The organism is Pseudomonas sp. LBUM1671, assembly GCF_059695685.1.
In genome coordinates, this window is sequence record NZ_CP166782.1 from 1,970,655 (window position 1) to 1,988,797 (window position 18,143).

The 18,143-nt window shown below is 57.1% G+C and carries 17 protein-coding genes and 1 tRNA gene; 11 read left to right on the forward strand and 7 right to left on the reverse strand.

All coding sequences use genetic code 11. From position 1 onward, the window contains the following. Positions 1-28: 28 nt before the first annotated feature. A complete protein-coding gene (locus ACA060_RS09040) occupies positions 29-952 on the reverse strand; it encodes a hypothetical protein (protein WP_497316722.1) in 924 nt (307 codons plus the stop codon). A 520-nt stretch (positions 953-1,472) separates the two neighbouring features. On the opposite strand from ACA060_RS09040, the gene ACA060_RS09045 reads away from it, so the two are divergent. From ACA060_RS09045 to ACA060_RS09080, 8 genes are all read left to right on the forward strand, one after another. Beyond that, positions 1,473-1,562 (forward strand) — tRNA-Ser (locus ACA060_RS09045). Between the two features lie 332 nt (positions 1,563-1,894). Further along, on the forward strand, positions 1,895-2,077 hold the full coding sequence (locus tag ACA060_RS09050) for a hypothetical protein (protein WP_109635988.1): 183 nt from the start codon (positions 1,895-1,897) through the stop codon (positions 2,075-2,077). A gap of 123 nt (positions 2,078-2,200) precedes the next feature. Further along, positions 2,201-2,521: a YbjQ family protein gene (locus ACA060_RS09055; RefSeq protein ID WP_109628795.1), complete on the forward strand. Its 321-nt coding sequence runs from the start codon at positions 2,201-2,203 to the stop codon at positions 2,519-2,521. A 187-nt stretch (positions 2,522-2,708) separates the two neighbouring features. Beyond that, positions 2,709-2,894 carry a hypothetical protein gene (locus ACA060_RS09060; RefSeq protein ID WP_131062468.1) on the forward strand — a complete coding sequence of 62 codons (186 nt, stop codon included), beginning with the start codon at positions 2,709-2,711 and terminating at the stop codon, positions 2,892-2,894. 339 nt (positions 2,895-3,233) lie between these two features. Further along, positions 3,234-3,605, forward strand: coding sequence for a hypothetical protein (locus tag ACA060_RS09065; RefSeq protein ID WP_010456583.1), 372 nt, complete (start codon positions 3,234-3,236; stop codon positions 3,603-3,605). Between the two features lie 192 nt (positions 3,606-3,797). Then, entirely contained in the window at positions 3,798-4,226 is a 429-nt protein-coding gene (locus tag ACA060_RS09070) for a glycine zipper domain-containing protein (protein WP_109628799.1), read from the forward strand. A gap of 126 nt (positions 4,227-4,352) precedes the next feature. Beyond that, positions 4,353-4,535, forward strand: a complete 183-nt coding sequence (locus tag ACA060_RS09075; protein WP_109628801.1) for a hypothetical protein — start codon at positions 4,353-4,355, stop codon at positions 4,533-4,535. 106 nt (positions 4,536-4,641) lie between these two features. Further along, positions 4,642-4,854: a hypothetical protein gene (locus ACA060_RS09080; protein ID WP_109628803.1), complete on the forward strand. Its 213-nt coding sequence runs from the start codon at positions 4,642-4,644 to the stop codon at positions 4,852-4,854. Positions 4,855-5,470: 616 nt separating this feature from the next. Here the strand turns inward: ACA060_RS09080 and ACA060_RS09085 are convergent. Beyond that, the gene (locus ACA060_RS09085) at positions 5,471-5,866 is read right to left on the reverse strand and encodes a hypothetical protein (RefSeq protein WP_497316725.1); all 396 of its coding nucleotides are present in this window, start codon (positions 5,864-5,866) and stop codon (positions 5,471-5,473) included. Positions 5,867-5,868: 2 nt separating this feature from the next. Then, positions 5,869-10,725, reverse strand: coding sequence for an RHS repeat-associated core domain-containing protein (locus ACA060_RS09090; RefSeq protein ID WP_497316727.1), 4,857 nt, complete (start codon positions 10,723-10,725; stop codon positions 5,869-5,871). 252 nt (positions 10,726-10,977) lie between these two features. On the opposite strand from ACA060_RS09090, the gene ACA060_RS09095 reads away from it, so the two are divergent. Beyond that, positions 10,978-11,673 carry an HAD-IA family hydrolase gene (locus tag ACA060_RS09095; protein WP_109628810.1) on the forward strand — a complete coding sequence of 232 codons (696 nt, stop codon included), beginning with the start codon at positions 10,978-10,980 and terminating at the stop codon, positions 11,671-11,673. 120 nt (positions 11,674-11,793) lie between these two features. Here ACA060_RS09095 and ACA060_RS09100 read toward each other — a convergent pair whose 3' ends face one another. Next, positions 11,794-12,540, reverse strand: coding sequence for a 3-oxoacyl-ACP reductase family protein (locus tag ACA060_RS09100; protein ID WP_109628812.1), 747 nt, complete (start codon positions 12,538-12,540; stop codon positions 11,794-11,796). 126 nt (positions 12,541-12,666) lie between these two features. Here ACA060_RS09100 and ACA060_RS09105 point away from each other — a divergent pair, with 126 nt between their 5' ends. After that, positions 12,667-13,590: a LysR family transcriptional regulator gene (locus ACA060_RS09105; RefSeq protein WP_497316730.1), complete on the forward strand. Its 924-nt coding sequence runs from the start codon at positions 12,667-12,669 to the stop codon at positions 13,588-13,590. Positions 13,591-13,704: 114 nt separating this feature from the next. On the opposite strand, the gene ACA060_RS09110 is transcribed toward ACA060_RS09105, so the two are convergent. Together ACA060_RS09110 and ACA060_RS09115 are read right to left on the reverse strand one after the other, a co-directional pair. Beyond that, complete coding sequence (locus ACA060_RS09110; RefSeq protein ID WP_497316732.1) at positions 13,705-14,433, reverse strand: aspartate/glutamate racemase family protein; 729 nt, start codon at positions 14,431-14,433, stop codon at positions 13,705-13,707. A 543-nt stretch (positions 14,434-14,976) separates the two neighbouring features. Continuing rightward, the gene (locus tag ACA060_RS09115; RefSeq protein WP_497316734.1) at positions 14,977-15,717 is read right to left on the reverse strand and encodes a phosphoadenylyl-sulfate reductase; all 741 of its coding nucleotides are present in this window, start codon (positions 15,715-15,717) and stop codon (positions 14,977-14,979) included. Positions 15,718-15,890: 173 nt separating this feature from the next. On the opposite strand from ACA060_RS09115, the gene thrH reads away from it, so the two are divergent. Beyond that, on the forward strand, positions 15,891-16,508 hold the full coding sequence (gene thrH / locus ACA060_RS09120; RefSeq protein ID WP_109628821.1) for a bifunctional phosphoserine phosphatase/homoserine phosphotransferase ThrH: 618 nt from the start codon (positions 15,891-15,893) through the stop codon (positions 16,506-16,508). 152 nt (positions 16,509-16,660) lie between these two features. Here thrH and pabB read toward each other — a convergent pair whose 3' ends face one another. Next, a complete protein-coding gene (gene pabB, locus ACA060_RS09125) occupies positions 16,661-17,998 on the reverse strand; it encodes an aminodeoxychorismate synthase component I (protein ID WP_497316736.1) in 1,338 nt (445 codons plus the stop codon). Positions 17,999-18,143: the final 145 nt, after the last annotated feature.

Genomic DNA, 18,143 nt, shown 5'->3' on the forward strand with positions numbered 1-18,143 from the left:
TTGGGACGCAGCTTAGGCAACGCAGATTTCAGGTGAACCAGTTTCTCGGGTTTAAGCGATGCCATCGTTTTTGTTCTTGTCGGGGGGCTTTGGCGAATCCAGATAGCCATTTTTCATATTCTTCGTCCTTCGGAATCCACCCTTCCTGGCGCGGCTTTTCAAAGTTGAGCGTGGAGATGCGCGGCGGATCGCCTTTCAGTCGAGATCTATAGCGTTTATTTAGAGCTTCGCCGTGGTCGCTCAAGTCCTCGCATAACTTAATGCAGAAGAAAATCACGTCATCCGTATAGAAAGAAATTGCTTTTATGGTCCCTTCGTATTCTTGATTCGTGTGTCGTTCGTCGTAGGGCAAGCCCAGATACATATGCTCAAAGGTGGCCCCCTCTGGAAAATTCTTGTCCTTGAACGCCCTGAGAAGCTCGTTTCGGCTAGAAATGGCGCCGTTCAAGTGTGTCACAGCATTGGTTAGTGCAGTTACGGCAGGTATTGCTCGACCCACTACAAGCAGGCGACTCAACACTATTTCCTGAAGAGGCGCCACAGGAGGGGATATTTGCTGGAAAAACAATAGATTAGGATTCAGTTCCAAAGGTGTCTTGGCTTCAATCTCACCACTGAGAATTTTTGCTTCATGCGTCTGGACACGTCTTTGATCCTCATCATAGGAATCCTTCAAGTCCTTGATGTGTTGCTTTTTCAACGCCAATGCGACGCCTGATGTCGCCATGCCAAGCGCTAACGCGGCGTTTGTGTGATGAAACTCTTTCACTAGCTCCTCTCTGAATTTTCCCTTCTCGGCGATGCGTTGTGCGGCTATTGCACCAGCAAATGCTCCTGCCAAAGCCCCTATCAATGAAGTGGTGAAAGCAGAGTTCGCAAAATCCTTGGTGCTCCCCCATAACGGGGACATGAGAGGGGAGAGCGCATCGTATATCGAGACAATGTCAGACATGGTCAGTATCCCTAGAGATCGAAGTCTTTTTCGACAGAGTTGAATGCCGATGTGAGACGGGCATCGTTTTACAACGAAAGTGTCCACATTGTGTCCACGGTGTCAGCGAATTTATTCTGAAAAAGAAGGATAATATTCCATAGTTTCAGTCAGTTACGATCTATAGCCAACACATACAGATCATTTGGGTTGATAGGAAATCAACTCACTCATGACGCTATTCCTTGTATGAAAGTTGGGCAGACGTTACCCACCGCGGCAGGCCAGGTAAAGCGCCGTGACTGACCCGCCAGTCACCGTTTCCCCGCCGGGCAAGCGTAGCCCGCCACTCCTGCCGTGCATTCCTCTCCTTATAGAAGAGGGCGCGAAGCCGGAGATTGGCAGGTTTGCCATCGCCCGGAACCGACAGGAACGACTAAATCGCTAAGCGCATGAAAATTCTGCAAAAAAAGTTTGCCATCAGAAAAGCTTTCGACTACATTAGCGCGCCTCGACAGACAGAACATGTTTGACGAGATACGGTGAAGTGTCCGAGTGGCTTAAGGAGCACGCCTGGAAAGTGTGTATACAAGAAATTGTATCGAGAGTTCGAATCTCTCCTTCACCGCCAAATTCGATGTAACCAGAACCCCTGATTTCGAGAGAAATCAGGGGTTTTGTGGTTTCTGGCGTTAGTATTTGAATCATGGCACCGTTGTTGGCTCAAGCGAATAAGCGAAGTCGCTTCTGAAAATGGTGTAGGAATAGTGAAAGGCGTGTGGGAAGTAACGCAGGAGCGCCAAGCGGATGGGGGCTTCCGACGGTTCAAACGACTCAAATGAACTCTTTCGTGAAGGGGTATTCGTTTCGTACCCCTGGGGTACAAAATGAATCAAAGGCAGCGCATAGGGCGTTCCCCCCACTATTCGGAATGGACCCACGTACGTTATGCAGGAAATGACCATGAAGCAGGCAGAGCTGGAAAAGGTTCATGTGGAAATCGTCAAGCTGATGGCTGAGCAGCGAAAGCTGAACGCTGAAGCCGGCAAGATGACTCGTGAAACCTTCTGGTATCCGGTGGCTGTTGCGACTGGACTGATTGGCACGGTGGCAACCATCACGACGGTGTTGATCAAGCTTCTTTGACTCTGTAAATATGCCTGAAGAACTGTGATACCTGATTATCGAAGCCCAGCCGTTGCTGGGCTTTTTGTTTTCAACGATTGGCCGCAGAGGAATAATGCGTGCCTGAATAAAGAAGGAATTCCCATGATCACCACCACCACCCACGCCATCGAAGGCCGTCAAATCACCGCTTACCTGGACATCGTCAGCGCCGAGTCGGTGCAGGGCGTAAACGTTATTCGCGACATGTTTGCGGGAATGCGGGATTTTTTCGGTGGGCGTTCTCAAACGCTGGAGCGGGCGTTGAAGGAAGCGCGGATTCAGGCGACCGAGGAGATCAAGGAGCGTGCGCGGGCGCTTCAGGCGGATGCGGTGGTCGGGCTCGATTTTGAGATCAGCATGCCGGCCGGAAAGGGCGGGATGGTGGTGGTGTTTGTGACCGGGACGGCGGTCAAGCTGAGGTGAGTGAAGCAATAGGCCTGTTTATTCGCTAGTGGGTTTTGTAGGAAGCGGCGTGGTCCATTCGTCGGGCACGGGGAAATATGAATTACAAGTCCGGTAATGACCGGCTAGTCTCAAAAGCCTTGGTGGTCGATATTTTTCAGGCAATAGGGCTTGCCGGTATCGATCCCGCTTTGAGAGGGGAAGAGCTATGGCTGATCCGTATATCGAAGACGACGGGGCAGAATTTCCAATCAACAATTGCGTGCAGTGTGGCCAGACGGAGTATGTGGCGGGCTTTGGTGAAGATCCGCTCGAGACCAGCAAAGTGAAATCTGCAGCGACCAAAGTGTTCAAATCGAAATTCAGGCCCAAAGTGGTGCCGCCCACGAAGTAATGATCAACCGGACGAACCCCGCCAATGAGTGGGGTTTTTTGTTGTTAGAGGGGCTCGATACCCCCGGAAATGGCCGACAGACAAACGATAATTTTTCTGTTGATGTTTTTTCACAAACTTTTCACACCCGCCTACGTAGTCTCAGCTCATCCGTTAGAAAGCAGTACCCTAGCCCGTTCCCCAGCGGGCTTTTTTTTGCCTGTCATAAAACCTTTTCCATAAAAGCTGTCCAACCGTCGCCAATTGCGAGAAGGGGGGCGATTTTGTGTGGACGTTTTCCTCCTCGAAAGCATTCAATCCCCGGCTTTTCGGTATTCTCTATTTTTGAGGTTTTTCGTCATGCGTTTAACACTGCCTGCTCTGGTTCTGGGACTTCTGGTGACTCAAGGTGCGATGGCTGCCGGTGATGGCACCGCTGCGATCGGTGGTGGTCTGGGTGGTGCGTTGGGTAACGTGGTCGGCCAGAGCATGGGCGGCAGCACCGGCGCGGCAATCGGCGCGGGTGTTGCGGGCGCAGCCGGCAGTGCGGTGGCAGCACGTAAAGGCAGCCGCACCAAAGCGGCCATCGGTGGCGGTGTCGGTGCGGCCGGTGGTTCGGTAATCGGCAACAGCCTGGGCGGCAAGACCGGTTCGACCATTGGCGCAGGCTTGGGCGGCGCATTGGGCGGCGGCGTGGGCAGCAATCTGGCCAAAGGTCACAAGCGTCACTGATTCTGATCGATCGGATCGAAAAGCCCGGCTAGATGCCGGGCTTTTCGTATCTGGATGTTTCTTTTTCTCCTACTTCTAATTTACCGCTGTCCAACCTTCATCGCTGGCCGGATTCAGTGAGTGCAGGTGCTAGACTCACGCCCATCCGCAAGGCGTACTTTCACCCCCGATGCGGAATTTGAGGTTCATATCATGCGTTTGACATTGTCCACGTTGTTTCTGGGACTTCTGGTCGCTCAAGGTGCAATGGCTGCCGGTGACGGCACTGCGGCAGTTGGCGGTGGTATTGGCGGTGCACTCGGTAACGTAGTGGGTCAGCAAATGGGCGGCAGCACAGGCGCAGCGATTGGCGCCGGCGTTGGCGGTGCTGCGGGCAGTGCGGTTGGTGCGAACAAGGGCAGTCGCACAGAGGCAGCGATTGGCGGTGGATTAGGCTCGGCAGGCGGATCGGTGATTGGCAATAGCCTCGGCGGTTCTACCGGTTCGACCATTGGCGCAGGCCTGGGCGGCGCAGCAGGTGGGGCGGTAGGCAACAATCTGGGCACCGATAGTGGCAAGTCTCATTCCGGTGGCGGACACAAGCATAAGCACAAGAACAAGCACAGAAACAAAAATCACTGATTCGACATCGAGTGAAACCAGAAACCCGGCCCAGGCCGGGTTTTTCGTATCTGCCTGCAGCGCTCCGGAACGTTTGGCCCCAGGGCGCCTCGAACGTCATACACCCCAAACGTTGTGAGGACTGCCATGACTCCTGAAACCGAAGGCAAGGAAGAAAAAGGCCCGAGTGGGCTTCCGTTCATCAATGACCCCGGCAATGAAGATCCGGGTTCTCTGATGGATGACGCAACGGTACCGCTCAACGATTCCGATGACGCCGGCGATGTGGGAAACCTCGAGTATGAAGACGAGGAAGAAGACGAAGATTGACCTGCGTGGTGGCGCAATCGACCGATCGTCCCTCTGATCGAACGCAAGCATTGCCCAGCCCTCGAAATTTCAGGGCCTGCCTTTCAGGCCCTTCGAGAGGTGCTTTATGAACGCTGATCCGAAAGTCGACGATGTCGACGACACCCCTGAATACCCGCTGCCTTCGCCCACCGATTCATTGAGTCGCGATCAGCGCCCGCCTGACGACGACACCGCAGTGGAGCAAGTGCCGACTGATGATGTGAAGCGCGGCGATGTCGAGGCGATCCCCGAAGACCCAGACATTGCCGGTAACGATGGCTCCGGTGAGCCGAGCTAAAAAACCATTCGTCGATTGAGCGGCACCTTTAAAAAGCCAGCGCTGCCAGAAATCAGGTACGCACCTTTTTAAGGAGATGCACCATGATCAGGTCAACATTGATGGCCCTGACGGTGAGCAGCGTGTTGTCGATCAGTTCAATGGCGGCGTTTGCTCAATCTTCCGGCGCGCCGGTGGATAAGGGTGGAATGCCGCCGTCTACTGAAATGAATGCGGGCTCTGACGATGCGAAGACGCTGCCGCCGGGCTCCATTGGCGGTGGAAATGCGGGGGATGCGAACGGGAGTAGTACCAGCCCGGGGGCGGGAAGCGGGTCGATGAGTGGTGGAAGTTCGACTGGGAGCGGTTCTGGCGGTGGGTCTGGAGGATCCGGTAGTTCTGGTGGTTCAGGAATGAGTGGCGGTGGGAGTGGTGGGAGTTCGGGGAGTGCGGGAGGAGGGACGGGTAGTGCTGGGGGTGGGACTGGTGGTTCGGGTGGTTAATCAGAGTTCTTCCCGGGACGATAAGCCCAGTTCTAGCTGGGCTTTTTAGATGAAAGTGGTGTTGCTAAATTAATCTACCCGTCTGTAATTAAGATTTTTATGAGTGTGATCGTTATAACCCCTGACAGCTGATGCTAGTGCGCGAGCGATGCGAGCCAACGCTTATAAAAATCCCTTTGTTGTTGAATGTCAGTTGTGATGTCTTTGTCTTCAAAGTCGAAGATATTAACCACATCTTCAGTTTCAGCGGGCTTTCCCATTTGAAGTTCATACGCCACAATGCCGCCGGCCATTTGCGACGCCATACGCGAGGGATATACATTGAGCTTGGCGCCCTTGCATAGAAAATTTATTTCTGGAAAGTCGGCTCGTAACAGCCCAAAGCATTCGTAAAGATCATGAGCTGTGTACGTTTTTCTGAATCCGTTTTTCGTTGTGAAAAACAACGTCAGATTTTTTCGATCGCATTCAATTGAAACTTTCTCGGTGACACCGCAGGTGTTTATGGTTATTTCTATTGTTTTGTTCATGATCACTTCCTGCGTGGGTTAGGGGTTGAGTAGCCCTTATAGCTGCCATCGGCGTTGACGGGGGTGACGCCGAGAATGTCTCGACTGTCTACTCCTCCAGGCAAAGCTATTTCAACCTCACCTCTATGTGGCGAAATTATGCCCAGTTTTTTATTCACATCTATCCCGCTAATATTTTTTATTACATAGACGAAGCCGTCTTCATACCCGTAGCCCGTTGCAAACTTTATAGCTTCCTTTTCTGAGGTTGAAGTGCTGACAAAGAAGCTGGGAGGGCTTCGATTGTCCAGTGCGTGTAAATAGAGGTCCATGCTGTCTCCCAAGGGCTCAAAGCCAGCCTCAAATATCTCCCAAGATTCCCGTGAATCGCCGCGATATAAGTAACGGTTTTTGGGTTTAGGGGACGGGGGGCTGGGCTCACCTTCATCAACCTTAACTGTCCCCGCCGGATCCTCATCCCCAAACGAAGGCCTCTTACACCCATCCCCTCCAGGACACTCACTCAACCCCAACGGATCAACCCACCCCGTCGGATTGCGCGTGTACTGATACCCGTTTAACCCACCCGCCAACTTGCTCGGATCCGGCGTCAGATACCGTCCCACATCCGGGTTGTAATACCGGTGCCGGTTGTAGTGCAGCCCCGTCTCCGCATCGAAGTACTGCCCCTGAAACCTCAGCGGCTGATCCAGAACCTGATGGGTATCACGATTGAGGCGAGTCAGGCGGCCGTAGGTCGTGTATTGCGCGGCCCAGATGATGTCGCCGCTGTAGTCGGTGAGTTCTTGCGGTGTACCGAGGTGGTCGAGTTGGTAGTAGAACGGGCAGGCCTGGCGTGGCCCTCTGCTGTCGAGCATGGCCAGTGGGCGGAAGGTGCCCGGTTCGTAGACGTAACTGCGGTAATGCTCGATGCCACTTTCGGCGACGAGATTGTCGCCTTGCCAGAAAAACTCGGTGGTTTTGCCGTCGACGGTTTTGCTGATGCGGCGGCCGAAGGCGTCGTAGTGGTAGCTGGCGGTGCTGCCGTTCGGGAGCGTGGCGCCGATTAATCGATGCTGGCAGTCGTAGCGGTATTCGGTGACGAGTTTTTGTGCGGTGCCGCGGCGTTCGCGGATCAGGTTGCCGAAGGCGTCATAGTCGAAATGGCGATCGCCTTGCATCAGCAGGCGATTGCCTTTGAGGGTGGCCGGCCCGGGCCGGTCCTGCATCAGCAGGTTGCCGGCGGGGTCGTGGGCGAAGCTTTCGGGTTGTTGGTCGCGGGAGTGGCGGACGCGGATCAGGCGGTCAAGCGGATCGTATTGATAGCTGCGTTGGCCATGACGGGTGTCGGCGATGTGTTCGAGATTGCCGTTGGCGCTGTAGGCATAGTCGCGGCGATACAGCTGTTGCTGGGGGTGGCTGATAGCGTGGGCTTTCAGACGACCCTGTTCATCGTAGTCGTATTGGCTCGACAACATGCCTTGCTGACGCTGCAGCTCGCGGCCGGCTTTATACGTATGGCTTGTAAGGCGTGTGCCGTTGAGATCGATGGCTGTCAGCACACCGCCTTTGGCGTGGTGATAGTCGAGCTTGCTGTTGTCCGGCAGACGCAAATGGTTGAGCTTGCCGCAAGCGTCGTAGCCGTAGCGCAACGTGCCCCAACCCTGATGCTCGGTGATCAGCCGATTGTGCTTGTCGTACGCGAACTCCAGCGGATGGTCGTGACCGTCATCGACGCTGGCCAATCGGCCGAGGCTGTCATAGCGATATTCGACGTTGACGCCATCGGGCAGGTTTTTGACCAGCAGGCGTCCGGCCGCATCCCGTTGGTAGCTCGTAAACAGCTGCGAGCCGTCATCGCCGAATTCGGCTTTTTCCAGGAGATGACCATTGAGGTCGTAGGCATACGCCGTGCGTCGGCCATCGAAGCCGGTTTCCTGTCGGATCAATCCACCGGGCGTGTAGTCCAGCCGATAGTGTTCGCCGGATTCGTTTTCGATGTCCGTCAGTAGCAGCCGTGCATTGTCGTAGCGATAGCGCAACTGCGTGCCGTCGGGGTTGATCCGGCGACTGACCAGGTGCAAGTCATTGTCGTATTCAAAACGGGTGACGCGCCCCAGCTCATCGCGTTCGGCGGTGATCTTGCCGTAGGCGTTGTAGCTGAACGCGCGGCTGGCGCCGGTAGGATTCACCGTCCTGATCAGTCGGCCAACGGCGTCCCATTGGTGTTGAGTGACGGCGCCGTGTTCGTCCTGACGAGTAATCTGCCGGCCCAATACATCGTAGGAAAAACGCCGCTGACTACTGTTCGGCAACGTTTCTTCGATCAGTTGCCCGATTGCATCCCACATGAACACATGACGGCTGTTGTCTGGGTAGCGGATAGACAGCAACCGTCCTCGAGCATCGTAGTGGTAGTGAGTGATGTGGCCGTCGGGGTCGATTGCCTCGGTGACATCACCCTGAGCATTACGTTGGTATTTCCACACCGCTTTGCCGTGATATCGCGCATGCAGGAAACCGTTGCGATATTCGTAGGACGTTGGCTCTTCTTCAGGAGGAATCAGCGCAATCAGCCGGCCAATCTCGTCGTAGCGGTATTCAGTAGTCGCCCCCAGCGGCCCCTGCTCGGCAATCAACTGGCCTTTTGGGTCGTATGCCTTTAGATACTCGCCGCCATCCGGCTCGACCCGACGCACCAATCGCGCTTTATCGTCATGGACATAGACCTCTTCACTACCATCGGCGTTTTTAACCAGAACCCCGCCGTCGTCGTCCCAGACATAGCGTGTATCCATCTGTGAAAAAGTCGCCCGGTGCCTGACGCATCTGGCGGCTTTGCCGGACCTTTCCCACTCCCAAAAGAAACTGGCCCCACCGGCCAGTTGCCGCTGCAGAATCACGTGTTGATCGTCGTAGTCGTACCGTTCGGCTTCGCCGGCAGCATTGGTCGCTTCGATCAGGCGGTGTCGGGCGTCGTAACGGTAGGCAATCAGCGTTTGCTCTGTATGCCAGGCATCCACCAATCCCTCCGCGGGGTGAAACGACTGATACTCGACCGCCACGATGTGCCTGCGCTCGTAACGCAACAGAAGTGAACGGCCTGCGCCGTTGTCGATGCGTTGAATGCGATCCTGGCGGTCGCGGGTGATGTGCAGCCGGTTGTCGTAGGCATCACTGATGGTCGTCAGCCGACCATTCACAAAGTGATAAAACCGCACCTCTGCACCGGCCAGTGCGACCACCAATTCTTCAGGCTTGTTTCCCAGGTAAATCGCGGCCCGCGACAGGCTGTTATGAATTGCCGGACGCGAAAGACTGGGCTGCGGAAACGTCGTACGACGGTTTTCATGGTCGGTCCAGACGACGTGTTCTGCGTCCAGTTCCAGCCGATGTGCCAGTGAATGACTCCAGCCCCGGCCCAGCCCGCAATCGAGTTCCACGGCGCTGGTTCGGTACAACCGGGTAAACGCAAACGGCAGCAAACCGTTCAGCGATCCGTCGTCGAGGGTCAGCAATTCTTCGCCGGTGACCATCGACACCGGGCAACCGTTGGTACAGGTCAACAGCCCGCAATCGGCGCTGTCGCCGTTGGGGTTTTTCGCTTGATCGGGAACGTCGTCACGGTGCTCCTGCCGGCCCAGTCGGGTCATGGCGGCGGATTTGTCACGAGCAATGGCAACCGGGTTTTTCACTAACAAAACCGGCGTAGTGCCCGTGCTGATCTGTAACGGCACGGCGGGCGCGGGGTTCAGAGGAGCATTTCGGACATTGACTGCGAGGGGTTTGAGTACGCCCGCGTGGGTCGTCAGGTCGGACCTGGTGCCAAGCCCGGCCAACCTCAGGCTCGCGGCGGCCAGCCAGTTGCGCGCGCGGTCGGATTTGACCTTGTCCAGCACCTTCGCGCTGATGCCGAACTTCAATCCGGCAGCACCTGTGAAGCGCGCCAGCAGGAAGCCGATCAATATTCCTGTGCGAATCTGCGCCACGACTTCGGCAATGAACTGCGGCGGCAACATCCTCAGCCAACTGGTAATCGCCGCCAGATGAATGAACATCAGCGGCTCATCACTCAACACCAGCAGCAGGTTGGCGATGGACTCCGCCGAAGCCTGCAGCAGTGTTTCAAGTTCGGTTTCGGTCAGGTATTCAAGGAGCTTTTCACTGTTGGCCTGCAGGTTTGCGATCAGCGCGTAGATCTGCTTCACGTCATCCCACAACCCGTTCAATGTAGTCTCGAAACCAAGCCAGTCAGCCTGCTGCAGAAGGCCGTAGCGCTTGATGAAACCGGCCTCGGCGAACTCGGCCCACGAGGGTTCGAACTCAGTCGTCCACTCGTTGCGCAGCCAGCCTTCCAGATCGCTGATGACGCCTTGATAGGAGGCGTAGAGCGCTTTGACATGCTCGGCGGAAACATTCGGGAAGAAGGTGATGCGGTAACGCAGGCTGCGCTCGCACTCTGGGATTTCGAGGATGCCGCTGGGGCCGATCTCGTCGTAAACCGGCTCGCCGAAAGTACCGTCAGCGTTCAAAGGCTCAAGCATCACCGGGGTGTTGCCGATCGGCACGAACCGCGCGGCGTCGAACATGTGCACCAGTGTCAGGGGACCCGCTGCCGGGCACGCGGCGACGGTGGAGCTGACGGGAGTGGTGGAGTTTTTCGGCGCGGCCAGGCGAACGTCGTGACCGACCTTGAACACCTGCTCGACATCCAGCGACTGGCCGGTCCAGAAACTTTCAGCCCAGGCGTCGTAGTCATTGAGGCAAAGCCGAAAGTCACTGAGCAATGCTTCGACGTTCGGCTGCTCGGGGTCCATGGCGGCGACCACCAGCAGGCCAATGGCGTTATTCAAGGCCAGTACCTTGTCAGGTACGAACATTCGCAGTCCCTCGCGCAGATCAAGTTTGAGCGCGAGACTTTGCTTGGGATCAACGGGTAAAGAAGTCGGGAAAAGAGGCGTTTTATGTAGGGAAAATCGCTAAATGACGACGAGCACTTTTTGTATCTGTCAGGCATTGCCCGTTGCTCGATGGTCGTCGCGCTCGCTATGCTGCTGAATCCTTTAATCGATCACGGACCCGGCCGCACCTGAGCCGCCTCTGGGATGTCATTAGAAAACGGATCAGATGCGATGAATGCACCGCTGAATGAATTCGGCCCGATCAAGGCCGTGATTTTCGATATGGACGGCTTGCTGCTGGACACCGAGGGCATCTATACCGAGGTTACATCCCTGATTGCTGCGCGTTACGGTCGGGTTTTCGACTGGAGCATCAAACAGAACATCATCGGTCGTGGCGCGGGTGATCTGGCGCGGTACGTGGTCGAGGCGCTGGAGCTGCCCATCACCGCCGAAGAGTTTCTGGTGATTCGCGAGCCGCTGATGCGCGAGCGTTTTCCGCAAGCGCTGGCGATGCCCGGCGCCGAGGAACTGGTCCGGCACTTGAAAGCCAACAACATCCCGATTGCGGTTGGCACCAGTTCTTCGCGCCAGTCGTTCGGCCAGAAAACCACCTTGCATCGCGACTGGTTCGCGCTGTTCGATTTTATTGTGACGGCCGATGACCCTGAAGTCGGCGCGGCCAAACCGGCGCCGGACATCTTTCTGACGGCAGCGCGGCGCTTGGGCGTTGCGCCTGAAGATTGCCTGGTGTTCGAAGATTCGCCGTTCGGGGTTACGGCAGCGAAAGCAGCGGGGATGACGGCGATTGCGATTCCCGATGCGGCGATGGCTGACGAAAAGTACGCACACGCCGATGGGATTCTTCGTACGTTGAAGGCGTTCAAACCGAGTGCTTGTGGTTTGCCTGCCCTCGAATGGACTTAACGACGATCAATGTGGGAGCGGGCTTGCTCGCAAAGAGGGAGTGTCAGACAACATCAATGTCGCCTGACACTACGCTTTCGCGAGTAAGCCCGCTCCCACATTTGGTTTGCGTTTAAAGCATCAGGCGCCAAAACCACCGTCGATGGTCAGGCTCGCCCCGGTGATGTAACCGGCTTCCGGCCCTACCAGGTAGGCAACGAAGCTGGCGATTTCTTCGGATTTGCCGTAGCGACCCACCGCCATCAGCGGGATCAGGCTCTCGGCGAAGTCGCCACTGGCCGGGTTCATGTCGGTGTCGACCGGGCCCGGTTGCACGTTGTTGATGGTGATGCCGCGTGGGCCCAAGTCGCGGGCCAGGCCTTTGGTCAGGCCAACCAGTGCTGATTTACTCATGGCGTACGGGCCGCCACCGGCGAAGGGCATGCGGTCGGCGTTGGTGCTGCCGATGTTGATGATGCGACCGCCTTCAGTCATGTGTTTGGCGGCGGCCTGGGTGGCGATGAACACGCTGCGCACGTTGATGGCCAATGTCTGGTCGAAATCTTCGAGTTTGAAATCCTCCAGTGGCGCAACAGCCAGCACGCCGGCGTTGTTGACGAGGATGTCCAGGCGGCCAAAGGCTTCTACGGTGGCGTTCACGGCATTGCGAATGGCCTCGGCGTCGGCGCTGTCAGCCTTGATGGCGAGGGCTTTGCCGCCGTTACCGATGATGCTGTTTTGCAAGGCTTCGGCTTTGGCTGTGGAACTGACGTAAGTGAAGGCAACGGTCGCGCCTTCAGCAGCCAGGCGCTGGACAATGGCTGCGCCGATGCCGCGGGACCCGCCTTGAATCAAAGCCACTTTGCCGCTGAGGTTCTGAGTAGTCATGTCGATCTCCAGAGTCCCGAGGCGAGATTGTCTCGGTTGATGGAGCCTAGTATTGATTGAGGATTACACGCTGAGTAGACGGCAATTGCGATAGTCTGTGTAAACCAGAAGTTTATAGTGGTGCCTATGGAAACCTTCAGCAGTATCGAATGCTTCGTGCGCAGCGCCGAGGTTGGCAGCTTCGCCGAAGCCGCGCGACGCTTGAGCCTGACCCCGGCGGCGGTGGGCAAAAGTGTCGCCAAGCTCGAGGCCCGACTGGGTGTGCGGCTGTTCCAGCGCAGCACGCGCAGCCTGACGCTGACTGAGGCCGGTCATCTGTTTCTCGGCGAAGTCAGTTCCAGCCTGCACACGATTCAGAATGCGGTGGCTAACCTCGCCAGCGCCGAAGGGCGGCCGGCGGGAACACTGAAGGTCAGCATGGGTACGGTGTTCGGGCGTCTATATATCGTGCCCTTGCTGGGTGAGTTTCTTCGGCGTTTTCCGGCGATCAACCCGGACTGGCATTTCGATAACCGTCAGGTCGATCTTATCGCTCAGGGTTTCGATGCGGCGATCGGTGGGGGATTCGAACTGCCGCAGGGCGTGGTGGCGCGCAAGCTGACCCCGGCGCATCGGGTGTTGGTGGCATCAACGGATTATCTGGCTGCGCGGCCTGTGATCGTCGAGCCCGATCAACTCAAGGACCACGATGGCATCCTGATTCGCTCCCCACAGACAGGCCGTGTGCGTTCCTGGCAATTGACCAGTCGCACTCAGCAACACAACCCGCTGACGCTCAAGGCGCGAATGACCATGAGCGATTCGGAAGCGGCGTGCGCGACGGCGGCCCAGGGGTTGGGCATTGCATTGGTGAGCATGCCGTTTGCTGTGCAGTATCTGGAGGCCGGGACGTTACAACGGGTGTTACCTGACTGGTATGTCGACGACGGCAATATTTCTATCTATTACGCAGAACACAAACTGCTGCCGGGCAAGACCCGGGCGTTTGTGGATTTCATTATTGAGCTGTTTGCGGAGCAGGGGTTGGGGCGGCGGTTCAGTGCGGTTTGAGCCTGGCTTTGGACCGAGTCGCAGCCTTCGCGAGCAGGCTCATTCCTACAGGGAATTTGTGAACGACACAGTTCCCGTGTAGGGAGGCTTGCCCGCGAAGAACAATAACGCGGTCTACCTGCCGAACCGCCCCGGCCAACCAATAATGTTTTTCGGCCGCGGTGTCGCATAAGTCCTGACCTTCGACGTGGACAACCCCAACCGCACCAGCGACTCGGCAATTGTCACTGCCGCCGTGACCCCATCCACCACCGGAACCCCGGTGCGCTGGCGAATCTGTTCATCCAGCCCGGCCATCCCTCCACAGCCCAGGCAAATCACTTCGGCCTTGTCCTCCAATACCGCCAATTCCGCCTGACGAACAATCGCTTCCAGCGCCCGTTGCGGGTCAGATTCCAATTCAAGCACCGCCAGACCACTGGCCCGCACCGACGCGCAGCGGTCCCACAATCCGGACAGTTTCAGTCGATCCTCGATCAGGGGCACGGTGCGGTCCAGCGTGGTGACCACCGAGTAAGCATGGCCCAGGAACATCGCTGTGCTGGCCGCCGCATCGGTAATGTCCACCACCGGTACGTTGAGCAATTCCTGCAAACCTTCGCGACCGTGCTCGCCATAACCGGCCTGGATCACGGCGTCGAAGGGTTGATCGTAAGCCATCACCCGGTCCATCACCGCGATGGCGGCCAGATAGCTTTCGAAATTGCCCTCGACGGAGTCGGCGCCGAAGTAGGGCGTCAGACCAATGATTTCGGTACCCGGCGCGGCCACGGCTTGTGCGGAACGAGCGATGGCCTGGGTGATGGATTCGGTGGTGTTGACGTTGACCACGAGTATTCGCATGGAAAATCCTTCTTCGCTGTACAACTACGGCACGTTGATCTGGCCTTTTCGTACAAGCCAGTAGTCGACCGTACAGCGGCCGAGCAGGGCGCCGAGGCCGGACTTACGGATCTAAGTGTGTGTATGTTTTTAAATGATTGTATACAAAGAATGTATGCGCTTAAGCCAGATCCATGCCAGATACGGATCTATGAAAATCGCTTCTAATTTCGTTTTGTTGATGGATCACAATAAGTGACTGAAAAAAAGGCGATATAAATTGACCGGTTGAACAGGTATTTATTTTCCGTCGGAGGATGTGGGAAAGCTCGACTGGGGAAGTCAGGAAAAGAGGATGTAACTTTTTGGGGCGCACAAATGAAAAGTGCACACAAAAATGGCACCTATGGTGATATTTGTGTACACATCTTTGAGGCAGGTCACAGAACCTGTGGGAACGGGCTTGCTCGCGAAAGCGGTGTCTCAGCAAACGCTGATGTCGACTGAGACGCTCTATTCGCGAGCAAGCCCGCTCCCACATTTGGATCTCCACAAGGCTGGAGGTTATGCCTTGGATTTGCTGATGATATTCCCCGCATGCAACCCGCATTCTTTCTGCGTCGCTTCTTCCCACCACCAACGGCCTTCACGTTCGTGCTGGTTTGGCAGCACCGGGCGGGTGCAGGGTTCGCAGCCAATGCTGATGAAGCCGCGCTCGTGCAGGCTGTTGTACGGCAGTTCGAGCATGCGGATGTAACCCCAGATCTCTTCGCTGGTCATCTGCGCCAGCGGGTTGAACTTGTACAGGGTGCGTTCCGGGGTGGAGAAGGCGGTGTCGATTTCCATCACCGCCACAGCACTGCGGGTACCCGGGCTCTGGTCCCGACGCTGGCCGGTGGCCCAGGCGCTCACGCCCGACAGCTTGCGGCGCAGCGGCTCGATCTTGCGGATGCCGCAGCACTCGCCGTGGCCGTCCTTGTAGAAACTGAACAGGCCTTTTTCCTTCACGAACGGTTCAAGTTTCGTGTAGTCCGGCGACACCAGTTCGATGTTGATCTTGTAGTGCTCACGCACTTGATCGATGAAGCGGTAGGTCTCCGGATGCAAGCGGCCGGTGTCGAGGCTGAACACCTTGACGTTCTTGTTCAGCTTCCAGGCCATGTCCACCAGCACCACGTCCTCGGCGCCGCTGAAAGATATCCACAGGTCATCGCCAAACTCGGCAAACGCGAGTTTCAGGATGTCCTGGGCGGATTTGTTGGCATAGGTCGTGGCGAGTTCCACGACATCGAACGATGGGCTCATCAGGGCGGCTTCCTACAGGTCGGTGGCGCTGGGCGCTCTATATAGGGCCGATGGTAACAAAATCCTGCAACGCCTGGCGCGCCCTCTGCGTTGCGCGGTGCAGCTTGAGTCGCTAGAGTTCGGCAGTCCTTTTACTCGCTCGACTCAATAATCAATACAAATGGGAGTGTCTTGTGGAAATTGCCTGTCTGGATCTCGAAGGTGTACTGGTCCCGGAAATCTGGATCGCGTTCGCTGAAAAAACCGGTATTGAATCCCTGAGGGCGACCACCCGGGACATTCCCGACTACGACGTGCTGATGAAGCAGCGCCTGCGGATTCTCGACGAACACGGCTTGAAACTCACTGACATTCAGGAAGTGATCGCCACGCTGAAGCCGCTGGACGGCGCCATCGAGTTCGTCAACTGGCTGCGTGAGCGCTTTCAGGTGGTGATTCTGTCGGACACGTTCTACGAGTTCTCCCAGCCGCTGATGCGTCAGCTAGGGTTCCCGACGTTGCTGTGCCATCGCCTGATTACCGACGATTCAGGGCGGGTGACGAGCTATCAGTTGCGTCAGAAAGATCCGAAGCGGCAGTCGGTGCTGGCGTTCAAGAGTCTGTATTACCGGGTGATTGCAGCGGGGGATTCCTACAACGACACCACCATGCTGGGTGAGGCGGATGCGGGGATTCTGTTTCACGCTCCGGACAATGTGATTCGCGAGTTTCCGCAGTTTCCAGCGGTGCACAGCTTTGAGGATTTGAAGCAGGAGTTCATCAAGGCTTCGAATCGGGCCCTAAGTCTGTAAGCACAACCTGTGGCGAGGGAGCTTGCTCCCGCTCGGCTGCGCAGCAGTCGTCAATGCGGCGCATGCGTTCTATCTGACGATGCGCTGTGCCTGGTTTTGGGGGCGCTTCGCACCCCAGCGGGAGCAAGCTCCCTCGCCACAAAAGCCCGGAATCAAAGGTTTTGCAGGGTGTCGAGCAGGACCTTCACCTTGGTAATCGACTCCTGATACTCAGCCTGCCACTCCGAGTCCGCAACAATCCCGCCACCGCCCCAGCAGCACACCTGCCCATCCTTGACCAGTAAACTGCGAATGGCGATGGAGCTGTCCATCTCGCCGCGCACGTCCAGGTACAGCAACGAACCGCAATACAACCCACGCCGGGTCGGCTCCAGTTCGTCGATGATTTGCATGGCCCGAATCTTCGGCGCACCGGTAATCGAGCCGCCCGGGAAACTGCCGGCGATCAGGTCCAGCGCGTCCCGGTCATCCGCCAGCTCGCCAGTCACGCTGCTCACCAGATGATGCACGTTTGGATAGCTTTCCAGGCTGAACAACTCCGGTACCCGCACCGAACCGATGCGGCAGGTGCGGCCGAGGTCGTTGCGCAGCAGGTCGACGATCATCAGGTTTTCCGCACGATCCTTGGGGCTGGCCAGCAGTTCGGCGGCGTTGGCGGCGTCTTCGGCAGTCGTCAGGCCGCGCGGGCGGGTGCCTTTGATCGGGCGGGTTTCCACGTGACGTTCGCTGACTTTGACGAAGCGCTCAGGAGACAGGCTCAACACCGCGCCGCCGTCGGGCAGGCTCTGGAAACCGGAAAACGGTGTCGGGCACGCGGCCCGTAGTGCGACATACGCGGCCCACGGATCGCCTTGGCATTCAGCCCGGAAGCGCTGGGCGAAGTTCACCTGATAGCAATCGCCGGCCTGAATGTATTGCTGAATGCGTTCCAGGGCGTGGCGATATTCATCGGTGCTCAGATCGGCCTTCATTGGCGCTTTCAGCTTGAACGGCTCGATCGGTTCAACCGCAGGCTGACTGAACAAGGCGATCAGGCGCTGGCGCTCGCTGTCGACCAGCGACGGGTGGAAGACCAACTGACTTGTGCTCAGTTGGTGATCGCTGATCAATGCCCAGTCATACAGCCCGAAACGCGCGTCGGGCAGTTTCAGGTCGTCCTGCGCCTGGCTCGGCAGATGTTCCAGATGCCGGCCGAAGTCATAACTCAGGTAACCGATCAGGCCACCGGCGAACGGCAGCTCATCGGGAGCAGTCGCTTGACCGAGTCGCGCCAGGTTGTCGCGAAGGCGTTGCAGGAAATGCAGGCCGCTCTCGTCCGGTAATACGGCCAACTGCTCCAGCGGCCAGGCGCTGAGCAGGTCAAAACGCCCGCGATCAGCGGTGGGCCGGCCGCTGTCGAGCAGCACGGCGCCGGGGGCATGACGAATCGCCGCGAAGTACTCGGCGGGGTTGGCGCGATAGGGCAGCGAGTGTACGGAACAGGTCAACATGGGCGGGGCAGATCAGCCATCGAGGCGGGGTGGCGATTGTAGTCCTCTGCAGGATTTGCTCCTAGAGGGGATGTCGGGAACTGACCGATTAGCAGCGGCTGGCAAGAGACCTGTGGCGAGGGGATTTATCCCCGTTGGACTGCGC

Bases quoted from the DNA above. Each gene is read 5' to 3' on its own strand.
- ACA060_RS09050 (WP_109635988.1), top strand. From the start codon at position 1,895: ATGAAGCAGGCAGAGCTGGAAAAGGTTCATGTGGAAATCGTCAAGCTG.
- ACA060_RS09055 (WP_109628795.1), top strand. From the start codon at position 2,201: ATGATCACCACCACCACCCACGCCATCGAAGGCCGTCAAATCACCGCT.
- ACA060_RS09040 (WP_497316722.1), bottom strand. From the start codon at position 952: ATGTCTGACATTGTCTCGATATACGATGCGCTCTCCCCTCTCATGTCC.
- ACA060_RS09090 (WP_497316727.1), bottom strand. From the start codon at position 10,725: ATGTTCGTACCTGACAAGGTACTGGCCTTGAATAACGCCATTGGCCTG.
- ACA060_RS09070 (WP_109628799.1), top strand. From the start codon at position 3,798: ATGCGTTTGACATTGTCCACGTTGTTTCTGGGACTTCTGGTCGCTCAA.
- ACA060_RS09065 (WP_010456583.1), top strand. From the start codon at position 3,234: ATGCGTTTAACACTGCCTGCTCTGGTTCTGGGACTTCTGGTGACTCAA.
- ACA060_RS09110 (WP_497316732.1), bottom strand. From the start codon at position 14,433: ATGCGAATACTCGTGGTCAACGTCAACACCACCGAATCCATCACCCAG.
- ACA060_RS09105 (WP_497316730.1), top strand. From the start codon at position 12,667: ATGGAAACCTTCAGCAGTATCGAATGCTTCGTGCGCAGCGCCGAGGTT.
- ACA060_RS09115 (WP_497316734.1), bottom strand. From the start codon at position 15,717: ATGAGCCCATCGTTCGATGTCGTGGAACTCGCCACGACCTATGCCAAC.
- ACA060_RS09085 (WP_497316725.1), bottom strand. From the start codon at position 5,866: ATGAACAAAACAATAGAAATAACCATAAACACCTGCGGTGTCACCGAG.
- ACA060_RS09080 (WP_109628803.1), top strand. From the start codon at position 4,642: ATGAACGCTGATCCGAAAGTCGACGATGTCGACGACACCCCTGAATAC.
- ACA060_RS09075 (WP_109628801.1), top strand. From the start codon at position 4,353: ATGACTCCTGAAACCGAAGGCAAGGAAGAAAAAGGCCCGAGTGGGCTT.
- ACA060_RS09060 (WP_131062468.1), top strand. From the start codon at position 2,709: ATGGCTGATCCGTATATCGAAGACGACGGGGCAGAATTTCCAATCAAC.
- ACA060_RS09095 (WP_109628810.1), top strand. From the start codon at position 10,978: ATGAATGCACCGCTGAATGAATTCGGCCCGATCAAGGCCGTGATTTTC.
- pabB (WP_497316736.1), bottom strand. From the start codon at position 17,998: ATGTTGACCTGTTCCGTACACTCGCTGCCCTATCGCGCCAACCCCGCC.
- ACA060_RS09100 (WP_109628812.1), bottom strand. From the start codon at position 12,540: ATGACTACTCAGAACCTCAGCGGCAAAGTGGCTTTGATTCAAGGCGGG.